Below are 19,212 nucleotides of genomic sequence, written 5' to 3'. Positions count from 1 at the left end.
AGAACTTTAGTGATTGCTGCTGTTAAAGTAGTTTTACCATGGTCAACGTGACCGATAGTACCAATGTTAACGTGTGGCTTATTACGTTCAAATTTTGCTTTTGCCATTTTGAATTGTCCTCCCGGATAATTAAAACTTTATATATAGTAATCCTGTGGGGCTGTACGCCCCACTAGATACACTTTTGATTAGCCATTTTTCTTAGCTTGAATTTCTTCAGCAATTTTCTTAGGCACTTCTTCATAATGATCGAATGTCATGGAGTAGTTACCGCGACCTTGTGTTTTGGAACGAAGGTCAGTAGCATATCCGAACATTTCGCTCAATGGAACATATGCTTTGATATGTTGGGAGCCGTTGCGAGCTTCCATTCCATCCATACGGCCACGACGGGAGTTCAAATCACCGATTACGTCGCCCATGTATTCTTCAGGAACTTCTACTTCAACAGCCATGTATGGTTCAAGTAATGCTGGGTCAGCTTTACGAGCACCCTCTTTGAAGCCCATAGAACCTGCAATTTTGAAGGCCATTTCAGAGGAGTCAACATCATGGTAAGAACCGTCAAATACGATAACTTTGATGTCAACCATTGGATAACCAGCGATAACACCGGATTCCATAGCCTCTTTAACACCGTTCTCAACTGGTCCAATGTATTCACGAGGAATAGAACCACCAACAACTTTATTTTCAAATTCGAAACCAGCACCTGGCTCTTGAGGAATGATTTCCAACCAGCAATGGCCGTATTGACCTTTACCACCAGATTGGCGAACGAATTTACCTTCAGATTTAACTGCTTTACGAATTGTTTCGCGGTATGCTACTTGAGGTTTACCTACATTACAGTCAACTTTGAACTCACGGTTCATACGGTCAACGATGATGTCAAGGTGAAGCTCACCCATACCGGAAATGATTGTTTGACCAGTTTCTTCATCAGTACGAACTTTGAAAGTTGGATCTTCTTCAGCCAAACGAGCTAATGCCATACCCATTTTTTCTTGGTCCGCTTTAGTTTTTGGTTCCACAGCAACAGAGATAACTGGTTCTGGGAATTCCATGGATTCAAGAATAACTTGCGCTTTGTCATCGCAAAGTGTATCGCCAGTAGTAGTATCTTTAAGACCTACTGCTGCAGCGATGTCACCAGCGTATACGCGGTCGATTTCTTGACGGCTGTTAGCATGCATTTGCAAGATACGGCCGATACGTTCTTTTTTACCTTTTGTAGAGTTGAATACATAAGAACCAGACTCTAATGTACCGGAGTACACACGGAAGAACGCTAATTTACCAACATAAGGGTCAGCCATAATTTTGAAGGCTAATGCAGCGAAAGGACCGTCATCAGTGGAAGGACGAGTTGTCTCTTCACCAGTGTTAGGGTCGATACCTTTAATCGCTGGTACATCTGTTGGAGCTGGCATGTAGTCAACTACAGCATCTAACAACATTTGTACACCTTTGTTTTTGTAGGAAGAACCGCAAAGAACTGGGAACAATGTGTTTTCACACACAGCTTTACGAAGAGCTGCTTTAATTTGTTCTTCAGAAATTTCTTCACCTTCCAAATATTTTTCCATCAATTCGTCATCAGTTTCAGCAACTGCATCCACTAACATTTCACGACGCTCTGCTGCAACATCAGCATATTCTTCTGGAATTTCAGTGATTTCGTATTCTTTTCCGTCATCACTGATGTAGATTTCAGCTTTCATAGTTACCAAGTCAATGATACCTTTGAAAGTGTCTTCTGCACCGATAGGCACTTGGATAGCTACGCTATTAGCACCTAACCGAGCTTTCATCATATCAACTACGCGGAAGAAGTCAGCACCTACTGTATCCATTTTATTTACATAAGCGATACGAGGTACGCCGTATTTATCCGCTTGACGCCATACTGTTTCAGATTGAGGCTCTACGCCACCTTTCGCACTGAATACAGCTACGGAACCGTCTAATACACGAAGGGAACGTTCTACTTCTACTGTAAAGTCTACGTGACCAGGAGTATCGATAATGTTGATGCGATGACCTTTCCATTGAGTAGTAGTCGCAGCGGACGTGATAGTGATACCACGTTCTTGCTCCTGCTCCATCCAGTCCATCGTAGCAGCACCTTCATGTACTTCACCGATTTTGTGAACTCGACCAGTATAGTAAAGGATACGTTCCGTTGTGGTTGTTTTACCAGCATCGATGTGAGCCATGATACCGATATTACGAGTTTTCTCTAAAGAAACTTCTCTTGCCACTATATTTCTCCTTAACTAATTACCATTTGTAATGAGCAAATGCTTTATTAGCCTCTGCCATTTTATGAGTATCTTCTTTTTTCTTAATAGCTGCGCCAGTATTATTGAACGCGTCCATTAATTCGCCTGCTAAACGTTCTTTCATAGTGCGTTCACCACGAAGACGAGCATAGTTTACCATCCAGCGAATACCTAGAGATAAACGGCGATCAGCACGAACTTCAACCGGCACTTGGTAGTTAGCACCACCGATACGGCGAGCACGTACTTCTAATACAGGCATTACATTTTTTAAAGCCTGATCAAAAACTTCCATAGGGTCTTGACCCATTTTGGAACGAATAATTTCAAATGCATCATATACGATGGATTCAGCAATGCCTTTTTTGCCATCGTACATTACTTTGTTAATGAAACGTGTTACTAATTTGCTATTGTACACCGGATCTGGTAGTACATCGCGTTTCACAACAGGGCCTTTTCTTGGCATGTCAATTCCTCCTTTAACGATGTGTGTTCTCTAATCTTATGCTAAATTATTTTTTAGCACGTTTCGCGCCATATTTGGAGCGGCTTTGCATACGATTTTGTACGCCAGCTGTATCCAATGCACCACGAACGATGTGATAACGCACACCAGGAAGGTCCTTAACACGACCGCCTCTGATAAGTACAACGCTGTGTTCTTGTAAATTGTGACCAATGCCTGGGATGTATGCAGTTACTTCAATACCGTTTGTCAAACGAACACGGGCAACTTTACGAAGCGCGGAGTTCGGTTTTTTAGGCGTAGCTGTGTATACACGAGTACAAACACCACGTTTTTGTGGACACTCTTTCAAAGCTGGAGAGTCAGATTTACGCACTAAAGTTTTACGGCCTTTACGTACTAACTGGTTAATAGTTGGCATGTGGGCACCTCCTTTCCAAACAATTAGATTTATAATTGATCCGCTCGATAATATATCGTTCGGATATTACCAAAACTAGCGAAGCACGCCGATTGCGGCAGCTCCTACTTTAATATGAGCAGCTTGCCCAAGTTCTTCCATCGTATGATTTCGATCTACAGGCACATTGTGCTCTAAACAAATTTCCAGAATCGGCAAGATAATTCGGTCATCGCTATCAAGACCTACAAATACACACTCTACTTCATCGCGTCCCACGGCTTTGCGGGTTTGTTTCGCTCCTATTATGAGATTTGCATTTGAAAGCATATCGATTGTCATATGCGTCTCCTTCTTATTCGTTACTTGCTTTAGGGCGCACTGCTCCTTAAGCACTTTACTAGTTTACCATTGTTTATATGCCCTGTCAAACGATTTTATCCCTTACAAATCGCTAGAATAAAGCATTTTATATGTACATGCTTCCGTGCGGTTCAAAAATATGTTTTTCTGTATATTTTGAGTTGGTTTTATACAGTTATCGTGCTTTATTTGTATGTATATGCATTGTATTTTCTTTTTTGTATTTTATCTATGCAAAATTGATATAATAAAATTATTTTTTTATATGACATAAAGAAATAAGCGGATAACTTCCTGCAGGTTGTTATCCGCTATTCCTTCCAACAATGTTAACTAGCTATCTATGCTCGTCTGATTGTCTTATATTATTCTGCTGTCTCTACATCTGTAGTTTCACTTGCTACATCTGCACTGACTACTTCTGTATCCACTACTAGATCTTCTAATTCAGGCGTATGTTTTACTACCTTAATTTTACGATAGCGGCTCATGCCTGTACCAGCTGGTATTAATTTACCAATGATAACATTTTCTTTTAAGCCAAGTAATGGATCAATTTTACCTTTGATCGCTGCTTCTGTAAGAACACGTGTTGTTTCTTGGAAGGAAGCTGCTGACAAGAAGCTGTCGGTTGCCAAGGCTGCTTTGGTAATACCCAATAGTGTACGAACACCAGTAGCTTCTTTTTTACCATTTAAGCGTAACCGACGGTTTTCATCTTCAAATGTATTTACATCGATAGAATCTCCTGGTAATACATCTGCATCGCCAGCATCTTCAATTTTCACTTTATGTAACATTTGACGAACGATAACCTCGATGTGTTTATCGTTAATTTCTACACCTTGAGATTTGTATACTTTTTGTACTTCATATACTAGGTAACGTTGCGTTGCTTCTGTACCCATTACACGCATAATATCATGAGGGTTAATGGAACCTTCTGTTAAACGTGCGCCTAAAGATACTACGTCACCATCTTTCACAATGATGCGAGATCCATAAGGGATTAAGTAATCAAACTCTTCACCCTCAGCTGTAGTAATGAAGATGGTATTGGTACCTTTTTTATTATCGTTAGGAACGACACGTACAGTACCTTCTACTTCTGCAATGATAGCATTACGTTTTGGACGACGTGCTTCAAACAATTCTTCGACACGAGGTAAACCTTGTGTGATATCATCGCCGGCAACACCGCCTGTATGGAATGTACGCATTGTTAACTGTGTACCTGGTTCACCGATGGATTGTGCCGCAATGATACCTACTGCTTCACCAACTTGTACTTGTCCACCAGTACCTAAGTCACGGCCATAACATTTCATACATACGCCATATGGAGAACGACAAGTCAATACAGAACGGATTTTCACTGTGTCGTAATGTTTTACTACTTCATCAGCTAATTCATCAGTAATTTCACCATTCAATGGAACGATGACTTCACCAGTTTCTTTATTGATTAATTCTTCTGCTGCTGTACGGCCCACGATACGATCTTTCAATGGTTCGATAACGCCAGTACCTTCCACGATAGCTTCTACTTCAATGCCATGAATTTCATTGTTGCGTACTTGAACTTCTTTTACATCAGAGTTCAAGATAGCTTCGATAGCTTCTTCTGTTAATGCTGTATGGGCAGGGAAGATTTCTACACCTTCACTATCAATAACAGGATACACAGTATCTTTACCCAACATATTTTCAATCATTGTATTGCGTAATGTCGTACGAATGGTATCGTCCACTTCACCTAACGCAATGGTTTGAACAATGTTAGTATGGTTGATGTCGCTATCGCTACCCAATTGTGCACCACGTAATGCGATAGATTTCACTTGAGATTCTGCTAATGCTTCAATAGTTGCTTCTGTTACGATGCTTTCAGCGTCAGCAATCACTTCCCCAGTCATAGGGTCTACTACATCGCGATCTAACACACGACCGATTAAATCATCTTTTAAGTATGTTAATGCATCTTTTGTATTACGCGCTAAGCGAGCTCTTTCACGAGCTAAGTCGATACCTACCACATCGCAATCTTCCTCACGAACGATTACATCTTGAGATACGTCAACAAGACGACGTGTTAAGTAACCGGAGTCAGCTGTACGAAGGGCTGTATCGGCCAAACCTTTACGAGCACCGTGAGAGGACGTAAAGTAATCCAATACAGTCAAACCTTCTTTAAAGTTTGCTTTAATAGGCAAGTCGATGATACGACCAGATGGGTCCGCCATCAAACCACGCATACCTGCCAACTGACGAATCTGTTGTTTGTTACCACGGGCTCCGGAAATCGCCATCATATATACTGGGTTGAAACCATCTTGGTCAGCCGCCATATTATCCATCATGGCTTCTGTTACATTGTCGATAGCTTCATTCCAAAGTTCGATCGTTTTACGGTAACGTTCTTCTTCTGTAATTAAACCACGACGATATAGACGGGATACTTTATTAACTTCTGTATCTGCTTCTTCTACAATACCAGCTTTTACTTCTGGTACTTTGATATCCGCAATAGCAATTGTCATACCAGCACGGCGAGCGAAAGAGTAGCCCAAGGATTTAATGCGGTCCAATAGTTCTGCAGTTTTTTCATTGCCGAACGCCTGGAAACATTGGTCGACTAATTTACCAACCATTTTCTTATCCATGACTTTACCCAAGGACCATGTGCCGTCTTCTTCTTTCACAAATTGACGGATTTCTGGATATAAAGCTTCGTTAAATATCAAACGACCTGCTGTCGTTTTAACTAGACCATATCCTTCGATACGAATGTAGATAACGTCTTGTAAGCCGATGGCACCAGAATCATATGCCAACATCACTTCATCATAATTTGCAAAGCGTTTTGCCTTATCTTCTGTACCTTTACGAACTACTGTTAGGTAGTAAGTACCCAAGATCATATCCTGAGATGGAACTGCTACTGGTTTACCATCTTTAGTAGATAAGATGTTATGGGATGAAAGCATCAAGGTACGTGCTTCCGATTGTGCTTCTACGGACAATGGTAAGTGACACGCCATTTGGTCACCGTCAAAGTCGGCGTTGAAGGCTGTACATACTAATGGATGCAATTTGATAGCACGGCCTTCCCAAAGGATTGGTTCGAAGGCTTGGATACCTAATCTATGCAATGTAGGGGCACGGTTTAGTAATACTGGATGTTCTTTAATAACTTCTTCTAAAGCTTCCCAAACACCAGCACCGATACGCTCTACTTGACGTTTTGCGGCTTTAATATTGCTAGCTTGTCCACGTTCTACCAATCGTTTCATAACGAATGGCTTGAATAATTCCAATGCCATCTCTTTTGGAAGACCACATTGATGCATTTTCAATTCTGGACCAACTACGATAACGGAACGGCCGGAATAGTCAACACGTTTACCCAACAAGTTTTGACGGAAGCGACCTTGCTTACCTTTTAACATATCGGATAAGGATTTCAATGGACGGTTGCCAGGACCAGTCACAGGACGGCCACGACGACCATTGTCAATCAACGCATCCACAGCTTCTTGTAGCATACGTTTTTCGTTGCGCACGATAATATCAGGAGCGCCTAAATCCAGTAAACGTTTTAAACGGTTATTACGATTGATAACACGACGATACAAATCATTCAAGTCAGAGGTAGCGAAACGACCACCATCTAATTGCACCATTGGGCGCAATTCAGGTGGGATAACTGGCACTACATCCATAATCATCCATTCTGGGCGATTGCCAGATTGACGGAATGCTTCTACTACTTCTAAACGGCGAACGGCACGAACTTTACGTTGACCTGTAGCAGTTTCTAATTCACTGCGCAACTCATCATTCAATGCTTCTAAGTCTAATTCGCAAAGTAATTCTTTAATCGCTTCTGCACCCATATCGATACACACGAATGTATTCTCTTCTAAGGCACCAAGCTCTAATTTTTCTTCACGAGTTAATACTTCGTATTCTTTTTCTTCTTCTGGAATTTCTGTATTCGCCGCAAGCTCTGCATTCACTTCTTCTTTGTGTTTTGCAGAATTGATTAATTGCAAACGTTCACGACGTTGTGCAATGGTTTCAATGATGACACTTTTACCACCGATTTTATAGTCAGCATCATTGAACATGGCTTCGTATTCACGGAATTCAGTTTCAAATAACAATTGTTGTTTAGACAATGGAGATTGACCTGGATCCACTACGATATACGCAGCAAAGTATAATACACGTTCCAAGGAACGAGGGGATATGTCAAGGATCAATCCCATGCGAGATGGGATACCCTTGAAATACCAAATATGAGACACTGGTGTAGCCAATTCAATATGGCCCATACGTTCACGACGCACTTTAGCACGAGTAACTTCTACACCACATTTATCACAGACAACACCTTTATAACGGATGCGTTTATATTTTCCACAATGACATTCCCAGTCCTTTGTTGGTCCGAAAATGCGCTCACAGAATAAACCATCTCGCTCTGGTTTTAAGGTGCGGTAGTTAATTGTTTCAGGTTTTTTAACTTCTCCATGAGACCACTCCAAAATTTGTTGTGGTGAAGCTAAACCGATTCGCATGGAATCAAATTCATTTACGTCTAGCACTGTATGCTCCCTCCTTTACGAGATAGTGGTACTTACTCATTATCAGAAGATTCTACATAGCCACTGATTTGGCTGATAATATCATCTTCTTCACCTGCTGTTACAGGCTCTTCTTCTACAATGTATCCGTCAGGTGTTCCTTCTACTGTGGAAGCTTCTCCTTCTGTAGTCGCTTCTGTAGTACCTTCTTCCATCACTTCACGAATATCATCATGACGTGGTACATCCTCATCATCTAATTCCTTGATAAGAACTTCTTCTTGATCTTCATTCAAGATTTTTACGTCAAGGCCAATACTTTGCAATTCTTTCAACAATACTTTGAAAGATTTAGGTACACCAGGTTCAGGAATATTTTCACCTTTTACGATTTTTTCGTAAGCTTTTACACGGCCCACAACATCGTCAGATTTCACAGTTAACAACTCTTGTAGTGTATACGCTGCGCCATACGCTTCAAGAGCCCACACTTCCATCTCACCGAAACGTTGTCCACCGAATTGAGCTTTACCACCCAATGGTTGTTGTGTAACAAGAGAGTACGGACCAGTAGAACGAGCATGGATTTTATCATCTACTAGATGGTGAAGTTTTAACATGTATACGTAACCAACGGTAACTTTGTTATCCATTTTCTCGCCTGTACGGCCATCGTATAATACAGTTTTACCATCATCATCACGACCAGCTATGCTAAGTGTATCGAACACATCACTTTCATGAGCACCATCAAATACTGGTGTCGCAATATGAATACCAGCCACGTCAGGTTTTGGCATACCATACATATCATAGTCATAACCAAATTTTTCCAATTCAGTACGTAAATGACTACGTTTTTCACGAACTTGCTGAATCGTTTCAATCACATATACTACACGACGAATTGCACGCAATTCCTCTTCTAAGGCTGGCTCCATTTCTGGACGTTCGGCTTCTACATCATCAAATGTTTCAATGCCTAATTCATAGATACGTTTTTCTTCAGCCAATAAGAAGTTATAGCGTTTTTCTCCACCAAGATCTTCAAATTTTTCTTGAGCTCGATGTAAAATTTTATCTAAGGCTACTACTTTTTGACTATCAATTTGTTTATCTGTTTCAAGGTAGTTAGCAATCATAGGATCTGCAATGGCTTGTTCTAAACTTTCAATTTCTGCATAGATATCTTTGATGCCATCAATTTCATCCCAATATGTACCGTTTAATTTAGCTTCTTTCAGTACTTCTTTGATTTTTAGATCAGTTGCCTTAATTTGCATACCTAATCCTTGTACTGCCCAACCTAAATGCGTTTCCAATACCTGTCCGATGTTCATACGAGACGGTACGCCTAATGGGTTCAATACGATTTGTACTGGTGTACCATCTGGTAAGAATGGCATATCTTCTTGACGCATAACGCGAGAAACGACACCTTTGTTACCATGACGACCCGCCATTTTATCGCCTTCGTGGATTTTACGTTTTTGCGCAATATATACACGAACTACTTTATTAACACCTGGTTGTAATTCATCACCGTTTTCACGCGTGAAGATTTTAACGTCCACAATCTTACCTGCTTCACCATGTGGTACACGCAAGGAAGTATCGCGAACTTCACGTTCTTTGTCGCCAAAAATAGCGCGTAATAAGCGTTCTTCTGGAGTTAATTCAGTTTCCCCTTTAGGAGTTACTTTACCAACTAAGATGTCACCAGGTTTAACTTCTGCACCGATGCAGATAATACCATTTTCATCCAAGTTTTTAAGGTTATCATCACCAGTATTTGGCAATTCACGAGTGATTTCTTCGGCACCTAATTTCGTATCACGAGCATCACATTCGTACTCTTCGATATGGATGGATGTGTAGATATCTTCTTTACAAAGTTCTTCACTTAATAAGATCGCATCCTCGTAGTTATAACCTTCCCAAGGCATGAACGCTACCAATACATTGAAGCCTAATGCTAATTCGCCCCCATCTGTAGCTGGACCATCTGCCAATACTTGACCTTTCACCACGGATTGACCACGGTATACGATTGGTTTTTGGTTAAAGCATGTAGATTGGTTAGAACGCATGAATTTGTTCATTTTATATACGTCTACACGACCATTATCACGTTGTACATGAACTTCATTACCCCAACAACGTGTAACAATACCAGCTTCTTTTGCTAATACGCAAACGCCGGAGTCTGTTGCCGCTTTGTATTCCATACCTGTACCTACTAAAGGTGCTTGTGCACGAAGTAGAGGCACCGCTTGACGCTGCATGTTCGCACCCATCAAGGCACGGTTCGCATCGTCATTTTCTAAGAATGGAATCATAGCAGTACCGATAGATACTACTTCTTTTGGGCTTACGTCCATGTAGTCTACTTTATCTGGAGATACCTCTAATACATCATGACCACGACGACATGCAATGTTCTCAGATACGAAGTAACCTTCTTCATCAATACGAGAGTTCGCTTGGGCAATTGTCATGCCTTCTTCTTCATCTGCTGTCATATATACAACTTGGTCTGTAACACGAACTTTCAATACTTTGTTAGCATCTTCGCCTGTACCATATACTTTTTCAATTTTACGGTATGGTGCTTCGATGAAACCAAATTCATTCACTTTCGCATAGTTAGACAAGGAGTTAATCAAACCGATGTTTGGACCCTCTGGAGTTTCGATTGGACACATACGACCATAATGGGAATGATGCACGTCACGAACTTCGAAGCCTGCACGCTCACGAGATAAACCACCAGGTCCTAACGCGGATAGACGACGTTTATGTGTTAATTCGCCCAATGGGTTAGTTTGGTCCATGAACTGAGACAACTGGGAAGAACCAAAGAATTCTTTGATCGCTGCCACAACTGGACGGATATTCAATAATGCTTGTGGTGTAATAACGGATACATCTTGGATTGTCATACGTTCTTTTACCACACGTTCCATACGAGTTAAACCGATACGGAATTGGTTTTGTAACAATTCGCCTACGCAACGAAGACGACGGTTACCCAAATGGTCGATATCATCAGTTTGACCAATGTTTTCGATCAAGTTCATCATGTAACTTACGTTAGCAATCATGTCTTCACGAGTTACTGTACGATGGCTGAATGGCAAATTGCTGTTGTTACAGATGACTTTTACCACAGTACCTTCTGTATTTACTACGAAGAACTCAGGTACTACATCGCCACTGTACACACCGCTATTAGCCACTACATCAAGAACTTCTTCGTTCACATAGGTATTCGCTTCTACGATGATTTCGCCATTTTCGTCTACGATTGGTTCTGCCAAAGTTTGACCGAACATGCGTTGACGCCAGCCTAATTTTTTATTTAATTTATAACGACCTACACGAGCTAAATCATAGCGACGAGGGTCAAAGAATAAGTTATCGAATAAGTTACGAGCACTTTCCACAGTTGGTGGTTCGCCTGGACGAAGTTTTTTGTAGATTTCTACTAATGCTTCATCAGAGGATTGAGTGCTATCTTTTTCTAATGTACGAAGTAAACGTTCATCGTATTCAGGATGACCATTTTCGTCCACTTGTCCATTCCAGAATAATTCCAAGATGGATTCGTTAGTTTCCCAACCTAATGCACGTACTAATACTGTAGCTGGTAATTTACGGTTACGGTCGATACGTACGGACACAATGTCGTTCGCATCTTTTTCTAACTCGATCCAAGCACCACGGTTCGGAATTACTGTGGAATCATACAAACGGTTACCCATGGTATCGATACTGCCACCGTAGTACACACCTGGGGAACGAACTAATTGGGATACGATAACACGTTCCGCACCATTGATGATGAAAGTTCCTGTATCTGTCATCAATGGGAAGTCGCCCATGAATACTTCTTGTTCTTTAATATCTGGATTTTCTGGATCATTGTTAACGAGACGAACATTGACGCGCAATGGTGCTGCATACGTAGCATCACGATTTTTGCATTCGTTAATGTCATATTTTGGTTCTCCAAGGCTGAAACCTTCAAAGGAAAGAGCTAACTTTCCTGAATTGTCTTTAATCGGAGAAATATCGTTAAAAATATCTTGTAAACCGCTCTCTAAAAACCACTCATAGGACTTGCGTTGCACGTCTAACAAATGTGGCATTTCGAGAACTTCGTTGATCTTAGCGTAGGTATATCGAGTACGCTTACCCACTTGCTCAGGTTTGAACATGTTCTTTTCACCCCTCATAAAAATTGGCTTACATATTCTATAACGGTATGACTGCAGACGATTCCAGGTCTCAGTTTTCCTGCTGACCAATGACAAAATAAGCAAGGCTCGTAATTTTTTCTTGTGAACCTTGCTTTCCTCATTTCAGCACAACCTTGGATATATTCCTTCATCAATTCAATGTTATAGTTACTTTTTTGCAATTAAATATTATAATCTTCTTATATCTATTTGTCAATAGCTATTATACTAAAAGTTCTCCATAGTACGAATACCATGTAATACTCCATATCATTAACGACAAAAAAAGACTTGATACACAAACATTTTATTCGTTCGTATCCAAGTCCTTTTTCTTTACCATCTGCACGGCACCTACTGGGCATATAGCATAACAGTCACCACAGTGAATGCACATATCCTGATGGATGACATAGCGATCACCTTTGCGTGTAATAGCCTCTGCAGGGCAATCCATAGCACACCCTGCACAACAAACACAGGTATCATTAATATAAAAGTACATAAGCAAGCCTCCTAGCCTTAGTATACTACGAGGCTCCCCACATGTCACTCTTCCACAATACACTGACACATCTTCATAGTCAATAGTGCCGCTTCATGGGATTCTTGTGTCACCCCTGCACAACATTTCGGATCCACATGAAGTGGAATTTCTGGCAATCCTGCTTTTAGAATCAAAGCATTGGAAACCACGCAAATATCCGTACATAAACCAATCAAGGTTAAAGATTCGATAGGTTCCTCTTCGTGCATTCCTTTAAGATGAGCCAACAAATCTAAGGACCCAAAGTTAGGTTTATCTAGTACATCCACCCGTTGACCTCGTTCACGAGCCACTTCCAATAGATCATCAGCAATCTCCCAACCTTTAGTGCCACGGGCACAATGTTCCACTGGCAAATGTTTACCCTCTTGGCTTTCAAGGTAACTACTATCGTGTGTATCACGAGTGAACACCATAGGACCAGTAAAATTGCGGATTTTTTCACGTACCTCCGGTACAATAGCCTGCGCCTGCGGCGAACCTAATGTTCCATCAATAAAATCATGTTGCATATCTATCACAATCAATACGTTCATAGGGCATCTCCTTTGTTAGAAAGTAGGCAAGGAAATGATACATTCCCTTGCCTTACCTAATTGATAGTACTTAAACCTTTGACTACTTATGCTATTATCATTATCCTTTGACTACGTCAGCGCAACGAGCACATAATGTTGGATGATCCCCATCTTGACCAACTGTGTCGCGATGAATCCAGCAGCGTTCGCACTTTTCTAACTCAGATGGAGTTACCACGATGGATAATACTCCGTCTTCTACTGTTACTGCGTTGTCTGGTGCTTTGTCACGGCCTTCCACTACATGCGCTTCAGACACGATCAACAAGCTAGCTAAGGAAGCACCGAATCCAATCAATGCTTGGTACGCATCGCCATCTGCATACACAGTGATGGATGCATCCAAGGAGTGACCGATGGCTTTATCACGGCGAGCGCCTTCTAAAGCTCTTGTCATTTCACTACGAAGATCTAACATCGTCGCCCAACGAGCGGACAATTCTGCATCCACATGCTCTGCATGACCTTGTGGCCAATCTGCTAGCATCACGCTTTCTTCCATACCATCTTCTTTTGGCATGTATTGCCATACTTCTTCAGCTGTGAAAGAAAGAACTGGGGACACCATTTTAACTAATGTTGTCAAGATTTCGTAGATGGCAGTTTGTGCACTACGACGAGCTACGTTGTTTTCTTTCTCTGCATACATTGTATCTTTCAACACGTCTAAGTAGAAGGAAGATAAATCTACAGTACAGAAATTATGGATTGTGTGATACAAGATGTGGAATTCATAGTTTTCGTAAGCATTTGTTACTTTTTGACGAACTTCTTCTAAACGATGCAACGCCCAACGATCCAATTCTGTTAACTCTTTATAAGCTACTTTATCAGTGTTAGGGTTAAAGTTATCTAAGTTACCCAACAAGAAACGGAATGTGTTACGGATTTTACGATATACTTCTGCCAATTGTTTTACGATGTCTTTGGACAAACGCACGTCTGCTTGGTAATCTGCAGAGGATACCCACAAACGCATTACGTCAGCACCGTGTACATCGATGATATCAGAAGGAGCCACTGTATTGCCTACAGATTTAGACATTTTACGGCCTTCCCCGTCCACTACGAAACCGTGAGTCAATACGGCGTTGTATGGTGCATGACCACGTGTAGCGATACCTGTTAACAAAGAAGAGTTAAACCAACCGCGATGTTGGTCAGAACCTTCTAAGTACATAGCGCAAGGCACATCCATTTCATTTTGTTCCAATACGCCAGACCAAGAGCTACCGCTGTCGAACCATACGTCCATGATATCTGTTTCTTTGTGGAAAGAATCATGTCCACAAGATGGACATGTGAATCCTGCTGGCAATAATTCTTTCGCTTCATGAGCCCACCAAGCATTAGAGCCTTCTTTGGCAAACCATTCTTGTAAGGAAGAGATAGTATCATCATTGATGATGTGCTCTCCACAATGGTCACAATAGTAGATAGGAATTGGCACACCCCACGCACGTTGACGAGAGATAACCCAGTCCCCACGGTCTGCGATCATATTATAAATACGGTCATGGCCCCATTTAGGAATCCATTGTACTTGTTCATCGATGGCTTTCAAAGCTTCTTGACGGTAGCCATCCACAGAGGAGAACCATTGTTCTGTAGCACGATAGATAACAGGGTTTTTACAACGCCAGCAATGAGCATATTGGTGACGGATATTACCTTTTTGCACCAATGCACCATTATGAGCTAAAATTTTGATCACTGGTACTTCTGCATCATGGATTTCAACACCTGCTAGTGGTTGTTCTGTATCACCATAACGAGGTTCATCTACTTTGGCAATATAACGACCAGTAGCATCTACTAAAGATAAAATTTCAAAGTCGATTTTACCTGCATCTTTGTATGCTTTTACTACATTAAAGTCATCTTCACCATGAGCAGGAGCCGTATGTACGCAACCTGTACCAGCTTCTAAGGTGACGTGAGAACCCAACAAGATAGGAGCGTTACGATCTGCGAATGGATGTTTAAAGTTCGCTAATTCTAATGCGCTACCTTTGAATGTGTTTAACACTTCATAGGATTCTACGCCCATTTCTTTGGTAGCTGTTTCGATTAAACCATTCGCTAATAACCATGCCTCATCGCCGATTTTCACCCAAGAGTAATCTAATTCTGGGTTCACAGAGATAGCTTGGTTGGCAGGCATTGTCCAAGGAGTTGTTGTCCAGATGACGGAAAACAATTTGCTAGTGTCAAAACCTGCTGGCAATGTGCTGTCAGCACCGTTTACGTAAGCAAATTTAACATAGATGGAGAAAGATTTTTTCTCAGCATATTCAATTTCCGCTTCCGCCAAAGCAGTTTCACAATGCGTACACCAGTACACAGTTTTCAAACCTTTGTAGATGTAGCCACGTTTCGCCATTTCACCAAATACGCCGATTTGTTTCACTTCGAACTCAGGGCGCAATGTTAAATAAGGACGATCCCATTCACCAAGCACACCGAAACGGATGAAATCTTTCTTTTGTTCTTCTACACAATTCAATGCGTATTCACGACATTGATTGCGAAGATCCAATGGACTCATTTCATGACGATTCAAGCCAGTGTTTTTGATAACTGCATGCTCGATAGGAAGACCATGTGTATCCCAACCAGGAATGTATGGTGTGTAATGGCCTTGCATTGTTTTATATTTCATCACAATGTCTTTTAATGTTTTGTTCAAGGCATGACCGATGTGCAATTTACCATTCGCATAAGGAGGGCCATCGTGCAAAATAAAAGATTTTTTACCTTTATTTTTCGCTAAGCGTTTTTCATAAATTTTATTATCTTCCCAAAACTTGATAAATTCTGGTTCGCGCTTTGGCAAATTACCGCGCATAGGAAATTCTGTTTCAGGCAAGTGCAAGGTCTTACCATAATCTACTTCATTAGACATTCTATTTCTCCTCTCAATAAAAAAAGCACCCGCTCCCCGAAGGGACGAATGCAAATCCGTGGTACCACCCTACTGATGATTCTTGTGAAAGATACCCCCAACGAATCATCGCTCAAACATATAACGGTGTCCACCGATGTGAATACCCCCAGTACGGGCTCCCCAACATATACTCAAAAGTGATCCGCCATGCATTCACCCATGAGGCTTTCACCATCCCTCACTCGCTCGGAGCTACCTTGCATGACCGTCTTTATCAACGTATTAACATATATCGTTGTCAAATACAGATACAATTATATACTATCTGCAGAGTAGTTGCAATAGACCCAATCACATTCTATCCATGTTAGAAACGTATATCCCCTGACTGTGACGCTATTATATAGTCAAACGATCGTACTTCCTCATACATCATAAATGCTAGAACCATATGTATAAAAATCTACTCGGAATCCTACAAGAAACTATTAGAGGTATACCTAGATTAGGGGGTATAATAAATCTCACTGATATGCTACCATAGATACATACATAGTTGGAATTTTATAGTAGGGTCACCTACACGTACATAGGAGTCAGTATGGAACTTTGGAAACGCACCTTATACGTTTGTTTATTCGGGGCCTTCATGGCATCGGTGGGGCTCAGTCAAGCAGCTCCCCTCATTCCCTTATATTTACAGGACCTAGGAGTCCACGATCAAGGATCTCTTGCCAATTGGTCTGGTATCGCCATGGGTGTCACCTATCTTATGGTGGCCCTCGTCTCACCTTTTTGGGGAAAACTAGCTGATAGAAAAGGAAGAAAATTAATTTTACTACGGGCTAGTTTTGGAATGATGGTCACCAATGCACTTCTTGGGTTCGCACAAAGCCCTGAACATGTTGTGATGATCCGCATTTTAAATGGTATAGTATCTGGATTTTTTTCTGGATCCATTACGTTAGTCGCCACCCAAACTCCAGAGTCCAGAACTGGTTGGGCCTTAGGTCTATTATCCGCTGCCAACTTGGGAGGTTCCTTACTAGGTCCTATGATTGGTGGTTATATGGGAAGTACTTTTGGTATTCGGTACGCCTTTTTTGTTGTATCCGCTTTACTAGGCATAGCCTTTTTATCTTCCTTATTATTCATAAAAGAAGACTTTACTCCTAAAATAAAAGGCCCTTCTCCTTCTCTCAAAGACTTACAACAATCTATCTCCAATTGGAAAGGTCTTATCTTCGTATCTATCGCTTCTTTCATTTTTGCCTTCACTACCATGGCGTCAGCTCCTATTCTTTCTGTATTCGTACAACATATTGTAGGCCGTGGCCACGAACACATCGCATTACTAGCTGGTTTAGCTTTCACCTCTACAGGGATTGCTCAAATGTTAGCTAGCTCTGTACTCGGTCGCTACATCGATAAACTTGGCCCTCAATTCATTCTTTGGACAAGTTTTATTTATGTAGGATGCCTGACAATTCCACAAGCCTTTACAGATTCTATTATCGTCTTATGTATCATTCGATTTTTACTAGGCTTTGGATTAGGCGGACTATTGCCAGGAATCAACACCTATATCGCGAGTATTACACCAAAACATTTAGCTGGACAAATTTTTGCTTACAACCAGTCCACTCTATTCTTCGGCTACTTTATGGGCGCTGTAGGTGGTTCAGCCATCGTATCTCAATGGGGCTTTAGTACCATGTTTATCGTGACAGGTATGATTATTGCATTAACAGGGGTCTTCTTGAAAGTAACATTAGGGCGCACTTCAACAGCCAGTCATTAGCATCATTCTTATAAACTACAATATAATTTTCCATCCTATATACTATGCATTACATATGCTTTATGATGATGCACATATGACAAAATACATAGAATATAAAAACAGAGGTCCTATCATCAAGGCCTCTGTTTTTTATCGTATTATATTGAAAACATTTTGAATCACTATCTACTATACTGACAGTGTAAACCTATAATGTATTAACCCCTGTTTCCAACGGGAACCCTTCATAAGTCACCCAATCGCTAGAACTGCCTACATACATAGCTGGTTCCACACCCACTTCTGCTAACGCAATCATTAAGTTGGCTGCTGTCACACCAGAACCACAATAGGCAACGATAGGTTTTTCCACCTTAGTTAAGTCACCATAAGCTGTTTGTAATTCTGCAATTGGACGTACACCATCAGCTGTAAATCCCCATCCATAGAAATGATTGATTGCTCCTGGTACATGTCCCGTCATGCCATCCATCGTATCCTCTACCGATCCATCATATCGCTGTGGAGCCCGCGCATCGATGATGACATGACTGTCAGTTTGGCTAGCGTGTAACACTTCATCACGGCTCATCACTAAATGGTCTTGTAATGTATAGGCCAACGGTTTTGAATCTGCCATAGTAGGTGTAGATTCTTGCGTCAATGGGTATCCTTCCCTATGCCAACGTTCAATGCCACCAGCTAGGACTTTCACATTGGTGAAACCCATGTATAGTAGCAAGAACCGCAACCGACCGGCAAAGGAAATCCACGCATCGTACACCACGATGTGAGAATCCATGGTCACACCGCATTCGCTCAAACGATTTGCTAAGACAGCCATGTCTGGCAAGGGATGACGACCACCGTGTACGCCTAAAGGGCCACTCATGTGTGCGTCCATATCAATAGCAAAGGATCCCGGAATGTGGGCCGCTGCATAAGCATCAAAGCCACGAGCATCGAGGACCACCACTCTATCTAATTGTTCTTGTAATTCTTTCGGAGAGATTAAAACACTCATCATTACACCTCCTATATATAAACTAGAATGCCATACACTCTATATA

General features: G+C 41.3%; 12 protein-coding genes. 1 reads left to right on the top strand and 11 read right to left on the bottom strand.

The genetic code is table 11. The annotated features are described in order from the left end of the window. The 10 genes from EO119_RS06430 to ileS all read right to left on the bottom strand — a co-directional run. Positions 1 to 107 (bottom strand): GTP-binding protein (locus EO119_RS06430; RefSeq protein ID WP_149306083.1); only part of this gene is annotated, 107 nt, incomplete at its 3' end. Between the two features lie 81 nt (positions 108 to 188). Further along, a complete protein-coding gene (gene fusA / locus EO119_RS06425) occupies positions 189 to 2,264 on the bottom strand; it encodes an elongation factor G (RefSeq protein ID WP_009353908.1) in 2,076 nt (691 codons plus the stop codon). Between the two features lie 19 nt (positions 2,265 to 2,283). Then, positions 2,284 to 2,754 (bottom strand): 30S ribosomal protein S7, encoded by a 471-nt coding sequence (gene rpsG / locus EO119_RS06420; protein ID WP_009353884.1) that lies wholly within the window; start codon positions 2,752 to 2,754, stop codon positions 2,284 to 2,286. A gap of 46 nt (positions 2,755 to 2,800) precedes the next feature. Beyond that, positions 2,801 to 3,175 (bottom strand): 30S ribosomal protein S12, encoded by a 375-nt coding sequence (gene rpsL, locus EO119_RS06415; RefSeq protein WP_009353904.1) that lies wholly within the window; start codon positions 3,173 to 3,175, stop codon positions 2,801 to 2,803. 75 nt (positions 3,176 to 3,250) lie between these two features. Next, positions 3,251 to 3,496, bottom strand: coding sequence for a ribosomal L7Ae/L30e/S12e/Gadd45 family protein (locus tag EO119_RS06410; RefSeq protein ID WP_009353939.1), 246 nt, complete (start codon positions 3,494 to 3,496; stop codon positions 3,251 to 3,253). 386 nt (positions 3,497 to 3,882) lie between these two features. Then, the gene (rpoC, locus tag EO119_RS06405) at positions 3,883 to 8,127 is read right to left on the bottom strand and encodes a DNA-directed RNA polymerase subunit beta' (protein ID WP_126941079.1); all 4,245 of its coding nucleotides are present in this window, start codon (positions 8,125 to 8,127) and stop codon (positions 3,883 to 3,885) included. Positions 8,128 to 8,159: 32 nt separating this feature from the next. Then, entirely contained in the window at positions 8,160 to 12,326 is a 4,167-nt protein-coding gene (gene rpoB, locus EO119_RS06400; protein ID WP_126941078.1) for a DNA-directed RNA polymerase subunit beta, read from the bottom strand. Between the two features lie 328 nt (positions 12,327 to 12,654). Then, the gene (locus EO119_RS06395) at positions 12,655 to 12,852 is read right to left on the bottom strand and encodes a DUF362 domain-containing protein (RefSeq protein ID WP_009353935.1); all 198 of its coding nucleotides are present in this window, start codon (positions 12,850 to 12,852) and stop codon (positions 12,655 to 12,657) included. Between the two features lie 44 nt (positions 12,853 to 12,896). Beyond that, on the bottom strand, positions 12,897 to 13,430 hold the full coding sequence (locus tag EO119_RS06390) for a cysteine hydrolase family protein (RefSeq protein ID WP_126941077.1): 534 nt from the start codon (positions 13,428 to 13,430) through the stop codon (positions 12,897 to 12,899). A 100-nt stretch (positions 13,431 to 13,530) separates the two neighbouring features. Continuing rightward, a complete protein-coding gene (gene ileS / locus EO119_RS06385) occupies positions 13,531 to 16,377 on the bottom strand; it encodes an isoleucine--tRNA ligase (RefSeq protein ID WP_126941076.1) in 2,847 nt (948 codons plus the stop codon). A gap of 583 nt (positions 16,378 to 16,960) precedes the next feature. Between ileS and EO119_RS06380 the strand changes: the two genes are divergently transcribed. Further along, positions 16,961 to 18,160 carry an MFS transporter gene (locus EO119_RS06380; protein ID WP_126941075.1) on the top strand — a complete coding sequence of 400 codons (1,200 nt, stop codon included), beginning with the start codon at positions 16,961 to 16,963 and terminating at the stop codon, positions 18,158 to 18,160. 190 nt (positions 18,161 to 18,350) lie between these two features. On the opposite strand, the gene EO119_RS06375 is transcribed toward EO119_RS06380, so the two are convergent. Beyond that, on the bottom strand, positions 18,351 to 19,166 hold the full coding sequence (locus EO119_RS06375) for a sulfurtransferase (RefSeq protein WP_126941080.1): 816 nt from the start codon (positions 19,164 to 19,166) through the stop codon (positions 18,351 to 18,353). Positions 19,167 to 19,212: the final 46 nt, after the last annotated feature.

Origin of the sequence: Veillonella sp. CNR 79/14 (genome assembly GCF_003992185.1) — a bacterium.
Lineage (GTDB): Bacteria > Bacillota > Negativicutes > Veillonellales > Veillonellaceae > F0422.
The sequence above is the reverse complement of the archived record's forward strand: the minus strand, read 5'-3'. Positions and strand labels throughout refer to the sequence as shown.